The 23,460-nt window shown below is 46.6% G+C and carries 19 protein-coding genes; 14 read left to right on the plus strand and 5 right to left on the minus strand.

The window, feature by feature from the left end:
* Positions 1–38: 38 nt before the first annotated feature.
* Positions 39–449, minus strand: a complete 411-nt coding sequence (locus tag EL210_RS03970; protein ID WP_018920275.1) for a polyketide cyclase — start codon at positions 447–449, stop codon at positions 39–41.
* A 115-nt stretch (positions 450–564) separates the two neighbouring features.
* A complete protein-coding gene (gene pyrE / locus EL210_RS03975; RefSeq protein ID WP_018920274.1) occupies positions 565–1,197 on the minus strand; it encodes an orotate phosphoribosyltransferase in 633 nt (210 codons plus the stop codon).
* A gap of 743 nt (positions 1,198–1,940) precedes the next feature.
* On the opposite strand from pyrE, the gene EL210_RS03980 reads away from it, so the two are divergent.
* The 14 genes from EL210_RS03980 (at position 1,941) to EL210_RS04045 (ending at position 20,119) form a co-directional block, all read left to right on the plus strand.
* Positions 1,941–3,173: an XAC2610-related protein gene (locus tag EL210_RS03980; protein ID WP_018920273.1), complete on the plus strand. Its 1,233-nt coding sequence runs from the start codon at positions 1,941–1,943 to the stop codon at positions 3,171–3,173.
* Between the two features lie 140 nt (positions 3,174–3,313).
* On the plus strand, positions 3,314–4,132 hold the full coding sequence (locus EL210_RS03985) for a pyridoxamine kinase (RefSeq protein WP_018920272.1): 819 nt from the start codon (positions 3,314–3,316) through the stop codon (positions 4,130–4,132).
* A 7-nt stretch (positions 4,133–4,139) separates the two neighbouring features.
* Positions 4,140–5,804: a putative transporter gene (locus EL210_RS03990; RefSeq protein ID WP_018920271.1), complete on the plus strand. Its 1,665-nt coding sequence runs from the start codon at positions 4,140–4,142 to the stop codon at positions 5,802–5,804.
* 219 nt (positions 5,805–6,023) lie between these two features.
* Positions 6,024–7,859, plus strand: a complete 1,836-nt coding sequence (locus EL210_RS03995) for a phosphoethanolamine transferase (protein ID WP_025879542.1) — start codon at positions 6,024–6,026, stop codon at positions 7,857–7,859.
* The gene (locus EL210_RS04000; RefSeq protein ID WP_018920269.1) at positions 7,856–8,932 is read left to right on the plus strand and encodes an acyltransferase family protein; all 1,077 of its coding nucleotides are present in this window, start codon (positions 7,856–7,858) and stop codon (positions 8,930–8,932) included. The genes EL210_RS03995 and EL210_RS04000 overlap by 4 nt, the downstream gene beginning before the upstream one ends.
* Positions 8,929–9,927 (plus strand): acyltransferase family protein, encoded by a 999-nt coding sequence (locus EL210_RS04005; RefSeq protein ID WP_004378303.1) that lies wholly within the window; start codon positions 8,929–8,931, stop codon positions 9,925–9,927. The genes EL210_RS04000 and EL210_RS04005 overlap by 4 nt, the downstream gene beginning before the upstream one ends.
* Positions 9,924–10,814, plus strand: a complete 891-nt coding sequence (locus EL210_RS04010; RefSeq protein ID WP_018920268.1) for a decaprenyl-phosphate phosphoribosyltransferase — start codon at positions 9,924–9,926, stop codon at positions 10,812–10,814. Before EL210_RS04005 ends, EL210_RS04010 begins: the two co-directional genes overlap by 4 nt.
* Entirely contained in the window at positions 10,811–11,398 is a 588-nt protein-coding gene (locus tag EL210_RS04015; RefSeq protein ID WP_018920267.1) for an HAD family hydrolase, read from the plus strand. The genes EL210_RS04010 and EL210_RS04015 overlap by 4 nt, the downstream gene beginning before the upstream one ends.
* The gene (locus tag EL210_RS04020) at positions 11,367–11,765 is read left to right on the plus strand and encodes a GtrA family protein (protein ID WP_018920266.1); all 399 of its coding nucleotides are present in this window, start codon (positions 11,367–11,369) and stop codon (positions 11,763–11,765) included. Before EL210_RS04015 ends, EL210_RS04020 begins: the two co-directional genes overlap by 32 nt.
* A gap of 110 nt (positions 11,766–11,875) precedes the next feature.
* Positions 11,876–12,781: a helix-turn-helix domain-containing protein gene (locus tag EL210_RS04025; RefSeq protein ID WP_018920265.1), complete on the plus strand. Its 906-nt coding sequence runs from the start codon at positions 11,876–11,878 to the stop codon at positions 12,779–12,781.
* A 631-nt stretch (positions 12,782–13,412) separates the two neighbouring features.
* Positions 13,413–13,727, plus strand: coding sequence for a hypothetical protein (locus EL210_RS04030; protein ID WP_126370205.1), 315 nt, complete (start codon positions 13,413–13,415; stop codon positions 13,725–13,727).
* 382 nt (positions 13,728–14,109) lie between these two features.
* Entirely contained in the window at positions 14,110–14,310 is a 201-nt protein-coding gene (locus EL210_RS04035; protein ID WP_004378298.1) for a hypothetical protein, read from the plus strand.
* A 562-nt stretch (positions 14,311–14,872) separates the two neighbouring features.
* Entirely contained in the window at positions 14,873–18,058 is a 3,186-nt protein-coding gene (locus EL210_RS04040; RefSeq protein WP_025879541.1) for a glycoside hydrolase family 2 TIM barrel-domain containing protein, read from the plus strand.
* Positions 18,059–18,160: 102 nt separating this feature from the next.
* Positions 18,161–20,119 carry an alpha-L-arabinofuranosidase C-terminal domain-containing protein gene (locus EL210_RS04045; RefSeq protein ID WP_026285936.1) on the plus strand — a complete coding sequence of 653 codons (1,959 nt, stop codon included), beginning with the start codon at positions 18,161–18,163 and terminating at the stop codon, positions 20,117–20,119.
* Between the two features lie 689 nt (positions 20,120–20,808).
* On the opposite strand, the gene EL210_RS13530 is transcribed toward EL210_RS04045, so the two are convergent.
* The 3 genes from EL210_RS13530 to EL210_RS04055 all read right to left on the minus strand — a co-directional run bounded on the left by EL210_RS13530 (position 20,809) and on the right by EL210_RS04055 (position 23,453).
* Positions 20,809–20,973 (minus strand): hypothetical protein, encoded by a 165-nt coding sequence (locus tag EL210_RS13530; RefSeq protein WP_168166454.1) that lies wholly within the window; start codon positions 20,971–20,973, stop codon positions 20,809–20,811.
* A complete protein-coding gene (gene eno / locus EL210_RS04050; protein WP_004375373.1) occupies positions 20,951–22,258 on the minus strand; it encodes a phosphopyruvate hydratase in 1,308 nt (435 codons plus the stop codon). The genes EL210_RS13530 and eno overlap by 23 nt, the downstream gene beginning before the upstream one ends.
* 166 nt (positions 22,259–22,424) lie before the next feature.
* Entirely contained in the window at positions 22,425–23,453 is a 1,029-nt protein-coding gene (locus tag EL210_RS04055; RefSeq protein ID WP_025879536.1) for an NAD-dependent epimerase/dehydratase family protein, read from the minus strand.
* Positions 23,454–23,460: the final 7 nt, after the last annotated feature.

A 23,460-nucleotide genomic window follows, 5' to 3' on the forward strand; every position in this document is an offset into this window, starting at 1 on the left:
CTGCAAAACAAGCGGCAACAAGGGGCAGAGCGCAAGGCTTATTCATACTTTATCGACTGCAAGGCATCAGCTATCTTCTCAATACCTTCCTGTAACGGCTTCGAAACCATACCTTTAATAAAAGGGTTAAGATCGGCCTTGATGGTGAGTTTCATCTTACTCGACTGTGCCGTCACAGGCAAAATCTGTATCCAGAAGTTAAAAGGCAGCGGACTTTCTGTCGTTTCAAACTTAATACATTTCGGCTCATCGCGCTCTACAATGTTCAGTTTCACGGCACCCATCGGCGTGTTGATACCAATCGAGTCAGTGTCAAAAGTGAGGTCTTTCACCTTATCTTCCGGTATACGGTCTTTCACCTTATCTATATTACTCAAATCGCTCAGCAGCTGATATACGCTCTGTTGCGGATAATTTATCTGTCGGACAGTACTTTCAAATGTTGCCATTCATTTTAATTCATAATGCATCATGCATAATTCATCATTATGTCATTCGCGTTAATATATAATGATAAACTGCGCTTCCTGTCAGCACTCATGCTTCAAGAAACGCTATATCATTCTATTTCTGCCATTTGTCGGGAGCCTCACGCCACTCATGCAGCACCTCAACATCACTTTCAGAGATGTAGCCGGTAGACAGTGCTTCGGCCACAACATGCTCGTAGTCGGTGAGCGTAATAAGCTTAACACCGGCATCCTTAAAGGCTTTTTCGGCCACAGGAAAGCCATAAGTGTAGCTCGCAACCATGCCAATGACGTCACAGGCATTGCTTCTGATAGCCTCAACTGCTTTCAGACTGCTGCCGCCCGTAGAGATAAGATCTTCCACAACGACCACTTTCATCCCTGGTTTCAAGTCACCTTCGATGAGATTTTCCAAGCCGTGATCCTTCGGTTTAGAGCGAACATAGACGAAAGGTAAATGAAGTTCGTCGGCCACTAAAGCTCCCTGGGCGATAGCTCCTGTTGCAACACCGGCTATGGCCTCCACTTCGGGGAAGCATTCAAGTATCTTATGCACTAATTCAAGCTTCACATAGTTGCGCAAGTCTGGGTATGACAGTGTCTTTCGATTGTCGCAATAGAACGGTGAATGCCAGCCCGAAGCCCATGTGAAAGGATTGTTGGGCTGGAGAATAATAGCTTTTACCTTCAGCAACTTTGACGCAAAGTCTTTCTTTAGATTGTCCATTTTATTGCAATTTTAATGATATATTGTTGCAAAGATAGGCTTTTTCTTTTATAAAACAAAGTCTTCTGTGGTTTTCTTTCTGTCGGTTTAGGTTTTATTATAGGCTTGTTCGGAAAATATAAAGTCACGAAAAGTCAGCCAGTCCACGCCATTCTTCGGCATGTTTCCTCTGACATTCCACCACGAAATCACAGGTAGCAGAAAATAGGTTAAATCTTTTGAACTAACTTTACAATTGCCTTTGCACAACTTGAGAATTCAAAACAAAGCACCATTTCATTCCAAATACGCGCTGATTTTTTGCATTTTGCAATGCACTGATTGTCAGATTGTTGCATGATTACAATCAAACGAAGACATAAAATCACGTGATGAAACGATGCAATCACAGTCATTTTACCATGCAATCTGCATGAGATTACGGCCTAAGATGATGCAGATAGCCGTGCAATATGCGTCAAGTTGCGATGCTTGGAGAGCTTTTTTTCATTTTAAAGTGGCCGGAATGAGGGTATCTAAACCATAAAATGGCTTCGCATAAGCACAGAATGCAAATTTTCATTTCTGTTTGGTCGCGGAGAAAAGTGTTAAAAACAAGGAAGAAAGTTGACAGGAAAAGGGACAATCGTTATACGAAATTGCATTTTTCTTTCGCATAACTTGCATTTTATTATAAATTGTCTAAATTTGCATTGTCAGTCCTCATATCGGGTTCTGAATAATAAAAAGAAAGGACTATCATTATGAAAAAGCAGATGATTATAGCGCTCTTGCTGGCTTGGGCAGCCCAGATGAGCTTCACTAAAGCGGCGAACGACAATCTCAAAGCACAACTTCTGCGCTATGACTACAGCCAGGTGCTGATGGAGAACGACTTCTTAGGCTACATCGGTAACGGCCAACGGCTCTATATGCACTTTGACACAATCTATAAAGACCCTGTGAAACCACAGTATTATCACGTAGAAGGCAAGAGCAAAGTAAAGCAGAACCTCTGTAGTTTCACAGGGGGCATAACCATTCATTCCTTTGTACCGAACGAGGAATCTGACAGTCTTGTAAAACGATATCATCTTAAAGCGCAGTATCAGTTGAATGAGGATGCCAACCAACGCGGTTCGGGTTTCTTTGCCGGTCGACTCACTTCCGACTTCTTCATCTATAGGGATTCCATTTGTTTCGACGAAATGGAAGGTGGCGAAGACGGCTATAATAACAACCAATTTGAGGGCCGTTGGACCTCTTATCGCACGAAAATATCGAAGAAAGCGAATTTCGGCATAGGACGAATTCCCGACTCCGGCAATCTCGATGTAGGGGCAGCAGAGTTCCATGTGGACCCCAAAAAGCAGCATCTGGGCTGGGAAAGCTATACGGAAGCCTTTGAAACAGAGACTCCCGAAGGTCAGAAAGCGCAGGCAGAAGAGGACCGTGAGTGGTGGAAAGGCGATAAAGAGGTCTTTATTTCATGGCAATCGAAAACAGAAAATGAGGCAGTTAAGCTTGACATTTACCGCAATAAACATTATCTCCAAACACTTAATTTGGGTGAAAATGTTCTGGAGTACTGGGTAGATCAGCGTGATTACAACTTCGACGGACATCGAGACTTCGCGGTTTGGCTTGATTATGCAGAAAGCAAAAGGGTCTTCTTGTGGTCTGAGAAGCAAGGGAAATATGTGCATGAACCCTTTTTCGACAACTTAGAGTCACCCATTATCTTCAAAGATGCCCGTTGCATAGTGAACAATCGCCACATCAATGAGGAGCGTACTGAATATGATATGTACCAATATGACGGCCAAAATTATCGTCTCATTTCAACCTTAGTGCAACGTGGTTACACTTCTGAAAACCTTCTACTCATCCTCTATGATGCCAGCGGAAAACGTGTGCGTGAAATCCAAAAGCCCACATTCCAGCAGCTGACTCCTCTTTGGCAGAAGTACACTTTAATTGACTATTTAGGCTATTAAGAGGCAGTGGAAAGGACATGACGACCAGTAGTGACCGCTCACGCCCATGATTTTAGCGTGCAAAATGTAATTAATTTGCATATAAAGGCGTTGTCTCTCAACTTTTTACTACCTTTGCCTGCGAATAGAGAAAAGTCAAGATGAGTAAGAAACAAATTCTTTTGATCAACGACATGGCAGGTTATGGCAAGGTGGCTACGGCTGCCATGCTGCCTATTCTGTCGTATTTCGGTCACCCGACTTACAATCTTCCGACGGCTTTAGTGTCGAATACGCTCGACTATGGTAAGTTCAACATCATGGACACTACCGACTACATACGCGGTGTTTTCCCTGTATGGAAAGAACTTTGCTTCACGTTTGACGCCATTGCCACAGGCTTCATCGTCAGCGAGAAACAAGCCGAAATCGTGTCGCGCTACTGTCTTGAGCAGGCCACTACAGGCACAACAATCTTCGTCGACCCTATCATGGGCGATGAAGGCAAGCTCTATAACGGTGTCACACCATCCACAATCAAGAGTATGCGCGAGATGTTGAGCGTGGCACATCTATGCTATCCCAACTTCACCGAGGCCTGCTACCTGACTGACAGCACGTATGATTGTAAAGGCGTCAGCCTGAAAGAAGCTTATCATATGCTTGACCTTCTGCGCAAGATTGGCACAAAGTCGGTGCTCATTACAAGCATTCCTGTCGACGGGAAGCCCTCTGTCGTGGGCTACAACCACATCAGCAATGAGTATTTCCAACTCTGCTATGATGAAATCCCGGTGCATTTCCCCGGCACAGGCGACATCTTTTCGGCCATTCTCATCGGTCATCTGCTCAACGATGAGCCTCTGACTGACGCCACACGCAAGGCAATGGACGGCGTCTATCAACTCATATTCCTCAACAAGGACAATGAAGACAAGAACCGAGGGATACCTCTTGAACAATATTTGAATATTCTCTAACACAAACATGGACTGGATAAATAATCTCTTTACCATTCATTCTTCCATTCAGACCGTCGTCATTCTGTCAATCATTATTGCGTGCGGTTTAGGCATCGGTAAGCTCAAGGTGATGGGCATTTCCCTTGGCATTGCATTCGTTTTCTTTGTGGGTATCTTTGCCGGGCACCTTGGTTTCAGCGTTGATTCCACTGTACTTGACTATGCTGAAACCTTCGGTTTGGCCATGTTTGTCTATTGTCTCGGTCTGCATGTAGGGCCCAATTTCTTCGGTTCTCTGCGTCATGAAGGCATGGCACTCAACATATGGAGTCTTGTTGTTGTCATTGTAGGAACACTCTTTGCTCTGTTGTTGATACCGCTCACAGGCATCAACCTGCCCGACATGGTAGGTCTGCTTTGCGGTGCAACTACCAATACACCGGCCCTCGGTGCAGCCACTCAAGCACTGAGTCACTTGGGAATGAGCAGCGGAAGTGTAGCCCTTGCCACTGCCGTTACCTATCCGTTGGGGGTGCTTGGCGTGATCGTTGCAATGATCATTCTGCGCAAATTCTTCGTCAAACCAACCGACCTTGAGATACAATCTGTCGACAGTAATGACCACACTTACATTGCCGAATTCGAGGTTATCAATCCTGCAACGTCGGGAAAGGACATTGCTACAGTGTCGAGTATGACGCATCTGAAATTCATTATCTCACGTATCTGGCGTGGAAATGAAGTCATTGTGCCCACGGCGGAGACCGTACTGAAGGCCAATGATGACCTGCTTGTCATCACCACGAAAGAAGATGAGGGTGCCATGGAAATCCTTTTCGGCAAGAAAATCAATAAGGATTGGAACAAGGAAGCTATCGACTGGAACGCTATTGACTCCTTGGTTGAGAGCCGTATCTTAGTGCTGACGCGCACTGAACTCAATGGGAAGCGACTCGGAGAGCTGCATCTTCGCAAGTCGTATGGCGTCAATGTGAGCCGTGTACTGCGTGGCGATACGAAGCTGTTGGCCACAGGTGACCTGCGATTGCAATATGGAGACCGCATCACAGTCGTGGGACAACACGAAGCCGTTAACCATGTTGAAGGCTACTTCGGCAATTCTGTCAAGACACTCAATGAACCGAATATCGGCAGCATTCTCCTGGGAATGTTCCTTGGGCTGGCGCTCGGCACTATTCCTATCAGTATTCCCGGCATGGAAAGTTCTGTCCGATTGGGCATTGCCGGCGGCCCTATTATCATGGGAATCATTGTCGGTGCACTCGGCCCGAAGATGCACTTCATCTCTTACACCACGCAATCAGCCTCGCTGATGCTGCGGAAACTCGGGTTAAGTCTTTACTTGGCATGTCTTGGTCTCGATGCAGGGAAAGACTTCTTCGGTACAGTGATGCGTCCACAGGGACTGCTTTGGGTGGGCGTCGGTGCGTTGATTACGATTGTTCCCGTGCTCATCGTGGGACTGATTGCATTGAAAACAAAGAAGTTTGACTTTGGAACCATCTGTGGAATTCTTTGCGGAAGCATGGCCAACCCTATGGCCTTAGGCTATGCCAACGATACTTTGAAGGGCGATACTGCCAGCATCAGCTATGCTTCGGTTTATCCGTTGGGCATGTTTGTGCGTGTGATTATCGCCCAGATTATCGTGATGTTCTTTGCAACATGACCTTTGTGGCGGATGAATTCATTCCCTCGGAAACTCTTTCTCAAATATCTTTGCATAACAAGTAGATTTGAGAAAGGGAATCTTTTGAGGCTTGCTTTGTCTTTACTGACTTTGCAGAAGTCAGGCTGCACTCACAAACGCAAAGAAGAAAGAACATTCTTTACTTTTCCCTTTGATGTTTGCTTCGTTTGCACTAACTTTGCAGAAAATAAGGATTTGATGAAGATAGTGAAGCCATTAAACTGCTTATTCGCAAAGATTTTCAGTCCCGTGAAAGGCAATGCATTGTTTTTTGTAATGATGTATGTGCTGAGTTGCTTGTGTGCCTGGATTACCCTACCGCCTTTCAAAGGTGCAACAGTCTATGAAAACCTATATACAGAGCAGTTTGTCGACCTCTATGTGATTTGTCTTCTGCTGATGCTTGTGCCCCTGAAAGCACGCAGATGGGTACGCCTCTTCCTCTACATTATATTATATAGTGTGGCATTAGCCGACACCTATTGCTTCGTAAAGTTCGGCTCTACGCTTAATCCTTCCATGCTGATGCTCGTTGGCGAGACCAACAGTCGCGAGGCATTGGATTTCATTTCGAGTCTTCTTTCGGCCGATTTCCTGTTCAGCAATGTCGGTTGGATTATCCTTCTGGCTGTGTTCAACATCTTTCTTGCCTATCTTCCACGCATCAAACGATTGCATCTTCCACAGTTTTCAATTGAGAAATACTATCCCCTTGCAGGACTGTTTACGCTGTTCATGGTCGTATGGGGCGCTGTTGCATCGGCCCACAACAAGGCGGCCACGTGGAAACTGATGAGCGGACGCTCGATAGGAGAAGTGGAACACACGCTCACCGAGAAAGACCATGCCGTGCTCTATACGCCTTTCAGCCGCCTCGTCTTCAGCATCTATGCCAACAAATTAGCTGCCAAACAGGTGGATAAACTCGTGGCTGCATCCGACAAAGTGAAGGTTGACAGCTGCTCATTCCGTTCACCCAACATCGTCTTGATTATCGGAGAAAGCTATGGAAAACATCATTCCCAGCAGTATGGCTACTTCATGCCGACCACGCCTCGACAGATTAAACGCGAGCATCGCGGCTTCCTTGTGCCCTATTCCGACGTGGTGGCACCATGGAACCTGACGAGTTATGTCTTTAAAAATGTATTCTCCATGCACGTCGTCGGACAGCAGGGAGACTGGTGCGACTACCCACTTTTCCCCGAATTATTCCGTAAAGCAGGCTATAAAGTGCAGTTCCTTACCAATCAGTTCCTGATAGAAGCCAACGCTGCCGTATATGATTTCAGCGGGGGATTCTTCTTGAATAACCCCACATTGAACAAGGCACAGTTTGACCTCCGCAATGAAAAACTGCACGTGTTCGATGAGGACTTATTAGCCGACTACGACCGTTTCGTGAAAGAAGGAAAGATAGATACCAAGGGCCCTAACCTCACCATATTCCACCTGATAGGTCAACATGTGAACTATCGCACGCGTTGTCCGAAGAAACAATATAAGTTCTCTGCTGACGACTACACCGAGAAACGCCCCGAACTGTCCGAGAAACAGCGCACCATATTAAGCTACTACGACAACGCCGTGCGTTATAATGACTCGATTGTCGACCAGATCTGCAAGCGATTTGAGAACAAAGATGCTATCGTTATCTATATGCCCGACCACGGAGAAGAGTGCTATGAGGAGTCGCGGGGCTTCATTTGCCGCAATCATTCGGCTGCCATCGACTGGCCATTAGCCCACTATGAGTTTGAAATTCCATTCTGGATATACTGCTCTCCGAAGTATGCGCACCGGCATCCGGAGATATTTCGCGAGGTCGTTCAGGCTCGCCGACGTCGCTTCATGACTGATGCGCTGCCCCACATGCTGCTTTATTTGGCTGGCATTCAGGCGAAAGACTATCATCCCGAATATAACATTCTGAGCGATCATTACGATGAAATGCGTCCCAGAATCCTAAAGGCGACCACCGATTACGACAAGTTGCGCGAAGCTTATTACAAGGAGAAAAAGAACAAGAAATGAACTATCAACTGCTCACCCGTGCCGAATGTAAAGCCATGCGAGGGCTGGCTATCATCGGTATCTTCATGCATAACTATTGCCATTGGCTCAACCCGGTGGTCAAGGAGAATGAATATCAGTATTTTCAAAGCAATACTGACTGGTTCAGACAGGTGCTTTCAGCTCCCGATGAGCTGCTCCCCATGCATCTGTTATCGTTCTTTGGTCACTATGGTGTACCTGTTTTTCTGTTTCTAAGTGCCTATGGATTGGTGATGAAATACGAGACTTCAGCCGATGAACAGAGTCTGCAAAGAGGCAGAAGTGGGCTTGAAAGCGTCTTCAGCTTCATGAAACATCATTATAAAAAGCTGTTCAAGATGATGATATTGGGCTTCGTAGCCTTCACAATGATTGATCTCATGACCCCTCATTCGCATCATTACGAAGCATCAGACATCGTGGCTATGCTCGGCATGTTCAATAATCTTCTGCCTCATCCCGATGATATCATCTGGCCAGGTCCCTATTGGTTCTTCGGCTTAATGCTTCAACTCTATTTGGTTTTCCGCCTTTTCATCGCCCGCAGACATTGGAGTTGGACAGTCGGTTTAATGGTGGTTTGCGTGGCATTACAGTTCTGTTTCGGGCCAGAGAGCGAGGAACTGAACCGCTATCGCTATAATTTCATGGGCGGCATGCTGCCTTTCGGACTCGGCATTCTCTATGCCCGCTATGGTCGCCCCATGGATTTGAAGACACATGCAGCCCTGTTTGTCGGTTCTGTCTTCATGATTTTCTGGTTCAGCATGAGTTTCACAGGCTGGACTTTCGTACCTGTTTTCATCTGCACGGCAACCGTTTCATTGGTCAAACTGTTTTCCATGCGTCCCTTTCAACACGTCAACAAGGCCCTTGTTTGGACAGGAGGCATCAGTGCAGCCCTATTCGTTTGCCACCCCATCACACGTAAGATTTTTATTCCTCTCAGCCGACAGGGAGACTATTACGCAGGCTTCCTGCTCTACATTGTGACGAGCGTTTGCTTGGCATGGGCCTTCCGTGAAATCATCAAACGCATTCCCATCAAATGAAAATCAAGGACATTGAACTCGTAAACATATCGCGTTATCGCGGTGAACTGATGGGAGCTGCCATGCTTTTCATCATGCTTTTCCATGTCAGTCTGCCGAGAAACGACCTCTTTTTCGGACTCAGACGAATGGGCAATATCGGTGTAGACATGTTCCTTTTCCTCAGTGGAATAGGTCTTTGGTTCTCATGGATGAAGAAGTCTTCTGCCCGACATTTCTTCACCAAACGCTATCTGCGCATCTATCCCGCATGGCTGATTATGGCCTGCCTCTACTACATTCCGCGCTTTCATGGCGGCGACTTCATGGCATGGCTCGACCTGATTGGCGACATCACTATCAACTGGGACTTCTGGCTCCACGATGAACTTACGTTCTGGTATATCCCTGCAATCATGATGTTGTATTGCTTTGCACCGGCTTACATGGAGCTTATCCGCCGACATCCCATTTACCGTTGGCTCCCCGTTGTCATGATTATGTGGTGCATTCTCGTGGAATATGTCACACCAATTCATCAAGCTGTGGGGCACATTGAAATCTTTTGGAGTCGCGTTCCCATTTTCTTCATCGGCATCAACATGGGAGAAATGGTGCGAACAAAGCAACGTATTGACGGCGCGGGCATCTGGATGGTGATTATTCTGTTTGTAATGACGCTCTTTGCAAGCATCTTTCTCGAACAGCAACGCCACGGATTGTTTCCCCTCTACGTGGAACGCATGCTCTATATTCCACTGACATTGACCTCAATCCTACTCTTGAACCGCGTTTTCCGACGCACACCGAAGTGGTTTAACAAGACATTCAAGTTCGTCGGTGCATTGAGTTTGGAGTGTTATCTCATTCATATCCACTTCGTCCTGGCCTATATTCCTAAGTCATGGAGCTATTGGCCAACCTTCATGGTGTGTCTTCTGATCACGCTTCCATTAGCATTTGTGCTCAGCAAACTCGTTGAATACCTATCCAAACAAATCGAGAAAACCCTATGAACATCAAGAATTACATGAAAATACTACGGCCGAAGCAGTGGATGAAGAACTTCTTCGTGATGCTTCCGCTGTTCTTCGGTGGCGAATTATTCAATGGGAAAGCGCTTCTGGCAGGTGCAATCACCTTCCTTGCCTATAGCTTTGCCGCCTCATCTATCTATTGTTTCAACGACATTCACGATGTCGATGACGACCGACGTCACCCTGTAAAGTGCCTCCGTCCTATTGCTTCGGGGGCTGTTTCCGCGTCAGTGGCCTACGTACTGATGTTCATTTGCTTTGCACTTTCCATGCTCAGCATGCTCTTCCTGCCCGACTATGCGCTCCAGACCGGCGGCATTCTCCTCCTCTACTGGCTGCTCAACTTAGCCTATTGCGCCCGTTTGAAGCAGTATGCCATTATTGATGTGTGCATCGTGGCCTTCGGTTTTGTACTCCGTTTGCTTGCCGGCGGCTTTGCAACTCACATTCCATTGAGCAAATGGATAGTGCTCATGACCTTCCTCATCACGCTTTTCATGAGCTTTGCCAAGCGTCGTGACGATGTCATTCGCATGGAACGAACCGGCGAAGCACCGAGAAGGAACACTATCCGCTATAATCTTACGTTCATTAATCAAGCCATCACCATCACTGCGAGCGTCACCTTGGTGTGCTATATCATGTACACGGTGAGCCCGGAAGTCATTCAAAACTTCCAAACCGACTATCTCTATCTGACCACTATCTTTGTTCTTGTGGGGCTGTTACGCTATATTCAGCTCACCGTTGTCGACCAAAAGAGCGGCGATCCGACCAAAGTGCTGCTCAAAGACCGCTTCACTCAGCTTGTCGTCGTGGCCTGGCTGCTGACATTCCTCTTGATTATCTACGTGCTGAAAGGATGAAACAAACGGTTTATCTCTTTGACTTTGACGGAACCATCACCACAAAAGACACGCTCATTGAGGTCATCCGTTATGCCGTGGGCACGCCGAGATTGCTCTTGGGTTTCCTGCTTTTCAGTCCTGTCTTAGTGCTGATGAAACTGCATCTCTATCCGAACTGGAAAGCCAAGCAACGCATCTTCGCCTATTTTTTCAAGGGAAAAACCATTGAAGAATTCAATGAGTTGTGCCATGACTTTGCTTCTGAAAGCCGACAGCTTCTGCGCCCTAAGGCCTTGAAAACCATTGCCAAGGCCAAGGAGAAAGGCCAAATCTACGTGGTCAGTGCCAGCATCGACAACTGGGTTCAACCGTTCTTGCCCGACGTGAAAGTAGCAGGCACGCAGGTTGAGGTGCTGGACGGCCGTCTGACAGGCCGCTTCACAACCCCCAACTGCTATGGGCAAGAGAAGGTGAACCGCATTCAAAAGCTGCTCACCTGCCCGCGAACAGAACTCCATATCATTGCCTTTGGCGACAGCCGAGGCGACCGTGAAATGCTCAACTATGCCGATGAAGCCTATTATAAGCCGTTTAGATCCTAACCGCCGACAGCAACTTGGCGAGGTTCTTCGCTTTGCCCTCGTGGGCGGTATAGCCACATTGATACAATATGGCGTTTATCTGCTGATGCTTTATGCCGTATCTCCCACCCTCGCCAACACCATAGGCTATGCCGTGAGCTTTCTTTTCAACTTCCTTGCCAGCACCCGTTACACCTTCAAAGTAAAGACCAATGTGCGCCATGGAGCCGGTTTTGCCTTGAGTCATCTTATCAATTACGGCCTGCAAATCCTCATGTTGCATCTCTTTATCGCTGTGGGCTTCAGCGAAAAGCTGGCACCCATCCCCATGTTCTGCGTCTGCGTGCCGGTGAATTTCCTGCTTGTAAGGTTCTTTCTGAAGCGATAAGTGCGATTGGAAAAGATGCTGTCACGACAAAAACAGCATGAAGTATTGCTGAAATCAGAAACAATTTGTATATTTGCAATACGATATTCTACCTCTTAGAATCTACGTCGATGAAAAGCGAACTGTTGCATAATCTGCCCGAATTTATCGAGCGAAACGATATAACCACAGCCTTTGGAGCAGTTGTGGCCGTAGCGCATGCCAACGAAGACAACGTCGCTTCATTCTTCAATCAGCTTAACTTAGTTCACTTCTACGCGGTTTTCCTGCTCATAGACGGGTATGCAGAAGTGACCATCAACGACAAGACCATCCGGTTAGAGCAGCATAGCATCCTGCGAACTGCCCCTATGCAGCACGTTGGTTTCGTCAGAAGCAGCAGCGAACTCGGTGCCTATTTCCTCTTCATTGAGTCTGATTTCTACAACGACATCATCAAGAACGACGACAATCTGAACGATGTCATTCCGCTTAACCTGCTGAACACCTATATTTATAAGGCGCTTAGCGAGAGTCAAACCTCAGAGTTTATGGGCATCATCACACAGATAGAGTGCACCATAAGCCAGCCGCACATTTATAAAAAAGAGATGCTTGGCTTCCTTGTCCACCTCACACAGATGCATGTCCGCGAGTTAGTGAGCCACCCCATCACAGGACTTCACGACATGAAACACAAGGAAAACATCTTCAAAATCTTTATTCATCTGGCATCGAACAACTTCAGACAGCAACGCCAAATCAATTTCTATGCCGACCAGATGAACATCACTCCCACCTATCTTTCACGCATTGTGAAAGAGGTTTCGGGCAATACGGTCAACGGATATCTGCAGAGTTTCCTCTACGGTGAAGCCTGCAAGCTGCTCCGCATGACCGACATGACCATCGGAGAAATATCATTCGAACTCAATTTCAAAGACCATTCAGCTTTCACTAACTTCTTTAAGATGAAGTCGGGAGTAAGCCCCAAGGAGTACAGGAATAAGGAAAAGAGCGGTTTCTCCCATCAATAACCGAGGCATGCTGCCCCTTACGGCTGCTATACCCAACTGAACCTGAAGTGTTTTCATGCCTCATTCGCAATCATGATTGACCGCAGAACCAACCCCTTTTTCTTCCAAATGCAGAACCGCCTCAACCTCTTTTTAACGCAATGATTATCAGATTGTTACGAAAGAAAAAGCAACATGCGGGCCAACTTGCATTTCCAAGCTTTGCAATCTGCGTCAAGTTACCGCGTGATTCGCGTCAAGTTATCCTGCAAAGTGACTCAAGTTACAGTGTAATCTGCGTCAAGTTGCCTTATAGTTTACATCAAGTTGCCCCACGATTAAATAGAGATTGTCATATGATTGGGTATATATTGTTCTACGGATTATCTATTATTATACGATGATAACGAATACTGTGTTGTGCGATGAGTGCCATGCTAGGCTATCCCGACTTTCGTTCCTATGGATGACAATAGAGGTTATGTCGTACGATGAGGCATCTTTCATATAGTAACTGCATAGCAGTTATACTTTTGAAAGTGTGGTACGATGACAGGCGAGATATGAGCCTGCAACGTAACTGCGTAGCAGTTATGCTTTTGAAAGCCCGTGGTTGGCGAGGAACGAGCCTACCTCGGGTGAATAATAACATGTGGTTTTCAAACCCGGTACGGGTTTTGCTTCTTCCAATGACGTGGTAGATAAGAAAAAGCTGAACCCGTTCCGGGTTCACTTCATGCGCCTATTCAATCCCCACGTAGGCTCACTTCGTTTGCCAACGTGGGGCTTTCAAGAGCACAACTCGTACCGAGTTGCAAATATGGAAAACGACAACATATATTACAAAAACAAGACTTTCAAGAGGACAACTCATACCGAATTGTCCTTTCATATCGCTACTGTTACCTTACCACATGGTCATTATGATGAAACGATAGGAGAGGGATTATCACACGATATAGTATAAATCGCGCGGTTATTTGAGTCATTTTGCGGTGTAAAGTGACTCAAGTTGCAGTGTAAAGTGACTCAAGTTACAGTGCAATTAGCGTCAAGTTGCAGCGTAATATGAATGGAGTTACAAATCAAGGTGTTGGACATTGAAAAACAAGCGCGGTCATCCTGCTTTCTTTCCCGTTTGTTGTCTGTGTGGATACAGCCTGTCAGGAAGATTTCTTTTCTCCCTTTTCATGGCGTTTTATAATAGTGGTTATGCCGCTTTCCGTTGCCGATAAGCCCATGTTTCTCCTGCTGTGGAATAAAAAGATGACTGGAAATGTCTTTCATACAGAATATTTCCGTAACTTTGTAAATCATAAAATGAAAAGCTTACAGACTTATTTTCAGACATGGGAGAAAAGACATTAATTGACGACTACCGCGAACAAGTGAGGCAAATCATGCTGAAAGCAACCAAGGAAAACGGCGAACCGAAACTCACGGAGAAAGAAGTGAAAGACATCCTGACGTCGTTTTCTGATGAAGACTTAGCCTTTGGCATGCCTTTCAACACGCCCGAAGAGACGGCTGCCATGCTGCTTTCCGAATAAAGTAAAGGCAGAAAGCCGGCCAACGGCAAGCAACACACCCTGCAAGAACAAAAAAATCGGAGTAGATTTCTCACTCCGATACTCATCGGTGGGACGCCTTTCAGCTTCCCACATACGCTTATTGACTAACTAACTTCAACCTGAAAATAATAACTAAAAACCTAAAACGTAATACGTTATCCTTTCAAACAATCTCTGTTTTTACCTCAGACTAATCCTATGTTATTTCTTTATATCCTGAAAAATAATCTTTCGCTTACCTTAACTATACCTATGAGATGCTCTCTAATCAATCTTCTAAACCTAAAACCTATTGTCGTTTTGTGTCTGCGAAAATAGAAATAATTTCAAAAGAAAACCTCATCTGTTGCCAACTTCCATGAATTATACCGCGAATTTTTGATGTAAATCAAGTGTCGTTCCCGTCTGACGGCATGATTTTCCCAAACATAATCTTTCTAAACTCCAAGCTATTCCTCTCGCCATTCCTTGCAGGAAATGTTTTTTTTGCGTATCTTTGTCCACATATCCATATACCCCAAAAACTTCAAACCATTAAGACATGAATAAGAATCTTTTGTTTGCAATGGTTGCCTTGGCAAGTCCGTTATGTGGTCATGCCCAGCTACAACCAACGTTTACAGAGTGGCACGACTGTGCTGTTAATGAGGTGAACCGCTTTCCCTTGCACACCGATTTCTTCGCTTTTGAGTCAGCTGACAAGGCACTGAAAGGCGAAAAGGAGCATTCGAACAATTATCTTTCACTCGAAGGCGACTGGAAATTCAATTGGGTTGCTAATGCCGATGAACGTCCGACCGACTTCTATCAGCCTGCTTTCAACGATGCCTCATGGGGCAAGATGAGTGTGCCGGGGTGCTGGGAAGTTAATGGTTATGGCGATCCTGTATACTTAAACGTCGGCTTTGCATGGCGAGGCCACTTCAAAAACAACCCTCCACAGGTGCCGATTAAAGACAACCACGTGGGCAGTTACCGCCGTGTCATCACGCTTCCCGACACGTGGAAAGGCCGTCAGGTCATTGCCCACTTCGGGTCGGTCACATCAAATATGTATCTCTGGGTTAACGGACAGTATGTCGGTTACACTGAAGACAGCAAGATGGCTGCCGAACATGACATCACAAAATACCTCAAACCGGGTGAAAACCTCATAGCATTCCAGACGTTCAGATGGTGTGACGGGTCTTACAGTGAAGACCAAGATTTCTGGAGATTAAGCGGAGTTGCTCGCGAATGCTACCTTTATTCACGCGACAACAACATCCATATTGATGACATTCGCATCACTCCTGACCTCACCAATAACTATACAGACGGCGATGCCATGATAGCAGTCACGGCGAAAGGTAACCCTATTATCGACTTCGAATTGCTGAATGCTAACGGCGTTGCAATAGTGAAAACCGAGTCAAACTTCAAGAAACGGCAAAGTGGAAACGTGCATTTCGTCATCCGTAACGTGAAGAAATGGACTGCAGAGACACCTTACTTATATACCCTTGTGGCTACGGTGAAAGACCAGAAGCGCCAGGTAAAGGAGGTCATCACACAGAAAGTAGGCTTCCGCAAGATTGAAATCAAGAATTCACAACTGTTGGTCAACGGCCAGCCTATCCTCATCAAAGGAGCTGACCGCCATGAGATGGACCCCGACGGAGGCTATGTTGTGAGCACAGAACGCATGATACAAGACATCAAAATCATGAAACGTCTGAACATCAATGCCGTCAGAACATGCCATTATCCCGATGATCCGCGCTGGTATGACCTATGTGATAAGTATGGACTCTACCTTGTTTCAGAGTCCAATCAGGAGAGTCATGGCTTCGGTTATGATGAGAATTCATTGATGCTTCAGCAGCAGTTTGCTGCTCCGGTGATGCAACGCAACCAGCATAATGTAGCTTCTCACTTCAATCATCCAAGCATTATCGTGTGGAGTTTGGGCAATGAAAGCAAATATTGTGACCATTTCGACAAAGCTTATGATTGGGTTAAGCAACAGGATCCGTCGCGTCCTGTGCAGTATGAACGCGCTGCATGGAGAGGTGGAAGGGCTTCGGATATCTTCTGTCCGATGTATTATCCCGTGAAATACTGCGAGAAATACTGCCTTGATTCCACGAAGACATTGCCACTCATTCAATGCGAATACAATCACACGATGGGTAATTCCGGGGGCAATCTTGCCGAATATTGGCAGCTCGTCCGTAAGTATCCTAAGTTCCAAGGAGGCTTCGATTGGGACTTCGTTGACCAGGGATTGCACAAGAAACCGAATTATAAAGCCAATCGGACATTGGCTGATTATGAGGCAAAAGCAGCCTCGTTGGAACCTGGAACAGGTAACCAAGAGGAATATTGCTATGGTGGTGACTATAACAACTACGACCCGTCAGACAACAACTTCAACTGTAACGGCATCATAGGTCCCGACCGTCAGCTCAATCCTCATGCCTATGAACTGGCTTATCAGTATCAAGATATATGGACAGAGCCTGTGGACTTGGAGGCTGGGAAACTACGTGTGAAGAACGAATACTTCTTCCGTGACCTCAGCAACTACCGCTTGAAGTGGACTGCCTTGGATGAATACGGCTATGAACTTGCATCAGGAAATATCGACAATCTGAATGTTCAGCCACAGCAGACGGCTGAAATTCAGTTGCCATTAGATGAAAAGTCCAGCCGATTCATGTACTTAAATGTGGATTATCTGCTGAAAGAAGCCGAGCCACTCATGGCTAAAGGACAGTCGGTTGCACATCAGCAATTCAAGTCAGATGCCCCTGTTGCACATGCCATGTACGAGCCATCACCCGTGAAAGTGAAGTTCATCGACAAGAAGAATGAACCGGTTATCCGTGTTGCAGGCAACAACTTCACCCTTGGTTTCGACCGAACAACAGGCTGGTTAACCCAATATGAAGTTGGCGGAACCGACATGTTGGGCAATGGAGGCACGTTGAAAGCCAACTTCTGGCGTGCTTTAACAGACAACGATATGGGTGCCGATTTCCAGCATAAGCTTGGTGTTTGGCGCAATCCTGAAATGAAATTGATTTCGTTAACCACCCAAACGGTAGCTAATGGAACCATAAAAGCGCATCCAACTGTCATTGCATGCTATGACATGCCAGCAGTGAAAGCGCAGTTAAAGCTTACCTATACCGTCTTCGAAAAAGGCAAGTTGAATGTCAAGATGCAGATGACGACCGACAAGGATGCCAAAGTCAGCGACATGCTTCGCTTCGGAATGGTGATGCAGATGCCGTATGACATGGATCAAAGTCGCTTCTTCGGACGTGGTCCAATAGAGAACTATAGCGACCGAAAAGCTTCAGAACGCATCGGCATCTATAAGCAAACGGCCGACCAACAGTTCTTCCCTTACATCCGTCCACAGGAGACCGGTACGAAACAAGACATCAAGTGGTGGCTGCAGACCAATGCTTCGGGCACGGGAATTGTAATTCATGGCCTGTCGGGTGACCTCTCCATGTCGGCCCTCCACTATGCCATTGCCGGACTTGACGACGGACTTGACAAGGAACAACGACACAGTTACCAGGTGAAGAAGTCGCCTTTCACCAACCTTTGTATCGACAAAGAGCAGGCCGGAGTGGGCGGAACAGACAGCTGGGGTTCATGGCCTTTGGAGCCTTATCGCCTGCACTATGGCGACCGGAGCTTTGAGTTCTCTATTTCTCCTTGCATGAAATAACGCGTTTTATCCACCTTTTAACTCATAAAATCCACCTCCACGGAGGTGGATTTTCTTATTTTTGCACTCACAACACCACTGAAAGTATAACAAAAACCTAATATGAATACAAAGAAAATCCTATCGACTTTGCTGTTGACTGCACTGACTTCTGTCAGCATCAACGCACAACATCAGTTCACAATCAGCACAAAACCCGGTACAACCATACAGCCGACGATGTATGGTATCTTCTTCGAAGACATCAATTTCGGTGCCGATGGTGGCCTTTATGCCGAGATGGTAGAGAACCGTTCGTTTGAGTTTCCCGACCGATTAATGGGTTGGAACACCTTCGGTGATGTCACCGTGAGCGATGTCAAGCCTGCTTTTGACCGCAATCCCCACTACGTAACATTGGCCAATGCGGGGCATCGTGAGAAACGGACGGGCCTTGAAAACCGCGGTTTCTTCGGCATGGGACTGAAGAAAGGCATGCATTATGACTTTACGGTCTATGCCCGTTTGCACACCTTGCAAGGCAAAGAAGCCAAGTTCCGCATAGAACTTGTCGACGAAGAAGACCGTCCTATCAGCAAGGCTACGGTCACTGTGACGAGCAACAAATGGCAGAAACACACGGCAACGCTCACTTCTGACAAGACCATTGAAAAGGGATTGCTCCGCATTTTCCTTGAAGGCAGCGAGAGTGTTGACATCGACCATGTGAGTCTTTTCCCTGCAGACAGCTGGCAAGGTATGCGTGCTGACCTCGTAAAAGACCTTGCCGACCTGCATCCGGGCATATTCCGTTTCCCCGGCGGTTGTATCGTTGAAGGCACCGATCTGGCTACACGTTATCAGTGGAAGAACACAGTTGGCCCTGCAGAAAACCGTCCGTTGAACGAGAACAGATGGAATTATACGTTCCCACATCGCATGTACCCGAATTATTATCAGACATTGGGTTTAGGCTTCTATGAGTTCTTCCTGCTCTCCGAAAAGATTGGAGCCGAACCGCTTCCTGTGCTGAGTTGCGGATTAGCCTGCCAATATCAGAACGACGACAACGACAAGAATGCGCACGTCTGCACCGCCGACCTGCAGCCTTATATCGATGATGCACTCGACCTCATTGAGTTTGCCAACGGTCCCGTTACGAGCAAATGGGGACGCCTGCGCGCCGATATGGGCCACCCGGCACCGTTCAATCTCAAGCAGATTGGTATTGGAAACGAACAGTGGGGCCCGCTTTATCCCGAACGATTAGCATTGTTTGTGAAGCAAATCCGCGCCAAATATCCTCATATCAAGATATGCGGCTCGTCTGGTCCTTCAGCAAGTGGCAAGGAGTTTGATTATGGTTGGGAGCAGATGCGCAGGCTCGGTGTAGACCTTGTTGACGAACATTATTACATGACTCCCGACTGGTTCCTGAAGAATGCAGGTCGTTATGACAACTATAACCGCACGGGACCGAAGGTGTTTGCAGGCGAATATGCGGCTCATGTGCATGGACTTGACAAGCAACCGACTGTAGCTATGAACAATTTTGAAGCTGCTTTGTCTGAAGCGGCATTCATGACAGGACTTGAACGCAATGCCGACGTGGTTTATCAAGCCACCTATGCGCCCCTCTTCGCACATGTTGAAGGCTGGCAATGGCGTCCCGATCTCATCTGGTTCAACAATCTTGAGAGCGTGCGTTCAGTCAACTGGTATGTCCAAATGCTTTATGCCACGAACCGAGGCACCCATGTTTTGAGTCTCACCGAAGGCGGAAAGCCTGTCGAAGGCCATGAAAATCTCTACGCAAGTGCCGTGTACGACAAGACCGCCAAGGCCTACATCGTGAAGATTGTCAATGCCGGAGACAAGGAACAGCATATCAATCTCACCTTCACGGGCCTCAAAAATCTTGGCAAGGGCAAGCTTATCACACTGCACAGCAACGACCCTCGCGCAACGAACTCGTTGGAAAACAAGACCCATGTGGTGCCCCAGACTTCTGATGTCGAAGCTCATGGCAACATGCTTTCAGTAAAAGTGCCCGCCAAGACCTTTGCAGTATATCGGTTCTGAAAACTTATCCCCTCCTCTTCTCAAGGAAGAGGAGGGCGTTTCGGCTGTCAATTTTCTTCCTTGTTTTTAACACTTTTCTCCACGGGCAAATAGAAACGAAAACCTGTTTTTCATGCAAATGTGAAGTCATTCCATGGCTTCGATGTACTCGTTTCTGTCTCCAAGCTTTGCAATCTCAGTCACTTTACCATGCAAGATGACTGAGATTGTCTCGCTTTTCAAGTCAAAACACGTTGTAATCTGATGCAGATTACAACGCTTTCCAGCATGATTTCAGTCCGTTTTTCAACTTGATTTCTGTAATCATCTGATTGTCAACACATTGCAAACTGTCCGAAAACGGCGCGTATTTGGAAAGAAAAAGACATTCGTTCTGAATTTGCAAAGCATTCAAAAGCAATTGTAAAGAATAATGACGAATATTAACCTATTATTCGCTTCCCATGATTATTCTTCACAGGAGCAGCCGACAAGCAAAACAAACAGAGCGTAACGGAAAAGTATTTACATGGGGATTACACCACCTATCGCAAGGCATAAGAAAATAAAAGCCATTTGGCGACTCGCCACTTTCTGTTTCGAACACGCACGAAACCACAGACCTTACTGACAGCAATATATGAAAAGGGGTGGCCAATCAACATTGGTCACCCCTTTTTCATATCATATTCTATCTTCAAAACTCATCATTAGGATTGACAGTTTCCCCCTTCCAAAAATAAAGAAAAGCTTTTCTTGCGGCGCAGTTCTTTTGACTTTGCACCCTTAAAGCGTGCCGATGCGCCCACATTGTCAATCCCGACTTTGAGCCATGAGGGTTTGAAGCGTGAATTAGCGAAGCTTCTTATAGCCATATTTTGCTACGCCACCAAGCTCTTCCTCAATGCGGATGAGTTGGTTGTACTTCGCCATACGGTCGGTACGGCTCATAGAACCGGTCTTAATCTGGCCTGAGTTTGTAGCTACAGCAATGTCGGCAATCGTTGTATCTTCTGTTTCTCCGGAGCGGTGAGAGGTAACCGTTGTGTAGCCATGACGGTGTGCCATTTCGATAGCTTCAAGGGTTTCGGTGAGCGAACCAATCTGGTTCACCTTGATAAGGATAGCATTTCCTGCACCCATCTTGATGCCCTTTTCGAGGAACTTCACGTTGGTTACGAACAAATCATCGCCTACCAACTGGCAACGATCACCGATTTTAGCGGTCAGTTTCACCCAGTTTTCCCAGTCGTTCTCGTCGAGTCCGTCCTCAATAGAGTCGATAGGATATTTTGTGATGAGTTCTTCGAGATAAGCAATCTGCTCATCTGCGGTGAGCTTCTTACCGTTGGGATCCTTCGGCATGCCGTTCTTCAGCTGGCGATAGTCGTAGAACCACTGTCCGTTCTCCTGCACAGCAAACTCTGAAGCAGCGCAGTCCATGGCAATCTTCACGTCTTTTCCCGGCTCGTAACCAGCGTCCTTGATAGCCTGGATGATAGAGTCGAGGGCGTCTTCAATACCGTCAAACTTAGGTGCAAAGCCTCCTTCGTCACCTACAGCGGTAGAAAGTCCGCGCTTCTTCAAGTTCTTTGCCAGTGCATGGAACACCTCGGCACCCATTCGGATAGCCTCTTTTTCAGAGGGAGCACCTACAGGACGGATCATAAACTCCTGGAAAGCAATCGGTGCATCGCTGTGTGCACCACCGTTGATGATATTCATCATAGGTACCGGGAGCACATAAGTATTAGCGCCACCGATATAGCGATACAATGGTATGTTGAGTGCTTTTGCAGCGGTTTGAGCAACAGCAAGGCTCACACCGAGAATGGCGTTGGCACCGAGTTTGCTCTTGGTTGGTGTGCCGTCAAGCGCTAACATCTTGTAATCAAGGGCGCGCTGATTGAATACACAATCGCCTTTCAAGGCCGGAGCTATCACGTTATTGACGTTCTCCACAGCTTTAAGTACGCCCTTACCACCGAAGCGTTGCTTGTCGCCGTCACGCAATTCGAGGGCTTCATTCTCACCCGTTGATGCACCGGAAGGTACACTTGCGCGGCCCATTACGCCGTTTTCGAGGGTTACTTCTACTTCAACTGTTGGATTACCTCTTGAGTCGAGGATTTCTCTTGCATGGATTTTTTCAATCTTCATAGTTCTTTTTGTTATAGAGTTCCTTATGTTTTCGTGAGGCAAAGATAAAGAAAACCTATCTTTTTTGCAATACCTAAAAATGGTGGTTTACAGGTTTTTTCTGTCCTGTTTAAGCCAAAATAACACATCAGAAAGTTCAAATTCCAATGCACAATGTTCAATATCATCATGCCATTTCCCTCATGGAACGTATCAGTCTGTCGTACATCTCATGCAGATTATAATGCGGTTTCCAACCCAAAGCCTCTAATTTGGCAGAAGAAAGCAACAGCTTTGTTGTCGGCGAATAGCCCACACCTTCCTGCAATTTGACCTCCGTATGAATGGAAGAGCCAAAGTCTCGGCACACCATTTCGGCCATGTCGCGGATTGAAATATAGGTTTCACGGTTGGAAACATTATAGACTTCGCCGTCCTTTCCTTTCAACAGGATATAGAGAATGCCCGTAATGGCATCAAGGGTATAGCAATAACAGCGGCAAAGGTCGCCCTTGGTATGGAGCGTAATGTCGTTATTCTGAATGACACAGCGGGCAAACTGTGCAAACACTCGCGTATCGTCAAAGGCTACTCCTGCGCCAAACACCTGTGCAAGTCGAGCTATTCTGACAGGACACTGATACTCCATAGCATAGCTGTGGCATAGGGTTTCGGCGAGTCTTTTAGCCATGGGATAACTGCTGCGCACCGACATGGGGTCGATATATCCCTGCACTTCTTCCGTAATGGGTACGGCATCATCGGTTATTGTGCCATAGATTTCAAGTGAAGAAGCAAAGACAAGCGACTTCAACGGCTGCTTCATGGCATACGACAACACGGCTTTCGTGCCTTGATATATCGTGTCGATAGTCTCTACCGGCCTGTCAACGAAATACTTGGATGCCGTGGGGCTGGCAAAATGAATGACATAGTCGATGGTCCCAGGGGGCATGAACTCTCTGCTGTCGGCATTCGAAAAATCGTAGAGATAATAACGAAGTCGGTCGTTTTCCGGCCCTAACACACGCTCGGCCTTAGCCTCATCACGAATGACTGCCACGACTTTTGCACCGATACCCAACAGACATTTCACAGCAATACTGCCCAAAAGCCCAGTCGACCCCGTTACACAAACCGTCGTTCCCGCTAAAGATGACTTGAGACTGAACTGCTCTTTGAACGCTCTGATGTCGTTATCTAAAACTGTATTCATGCCTTGT

The sequence above is a fragment of the Segatella oris genome (assembly GCF_900637655.1).
Lineage (GTDB): Bacteria > Bacteroidota > Bacteroidia > Bacteroidales > Bacteroidaceae > Prevotella > Prevotella oris.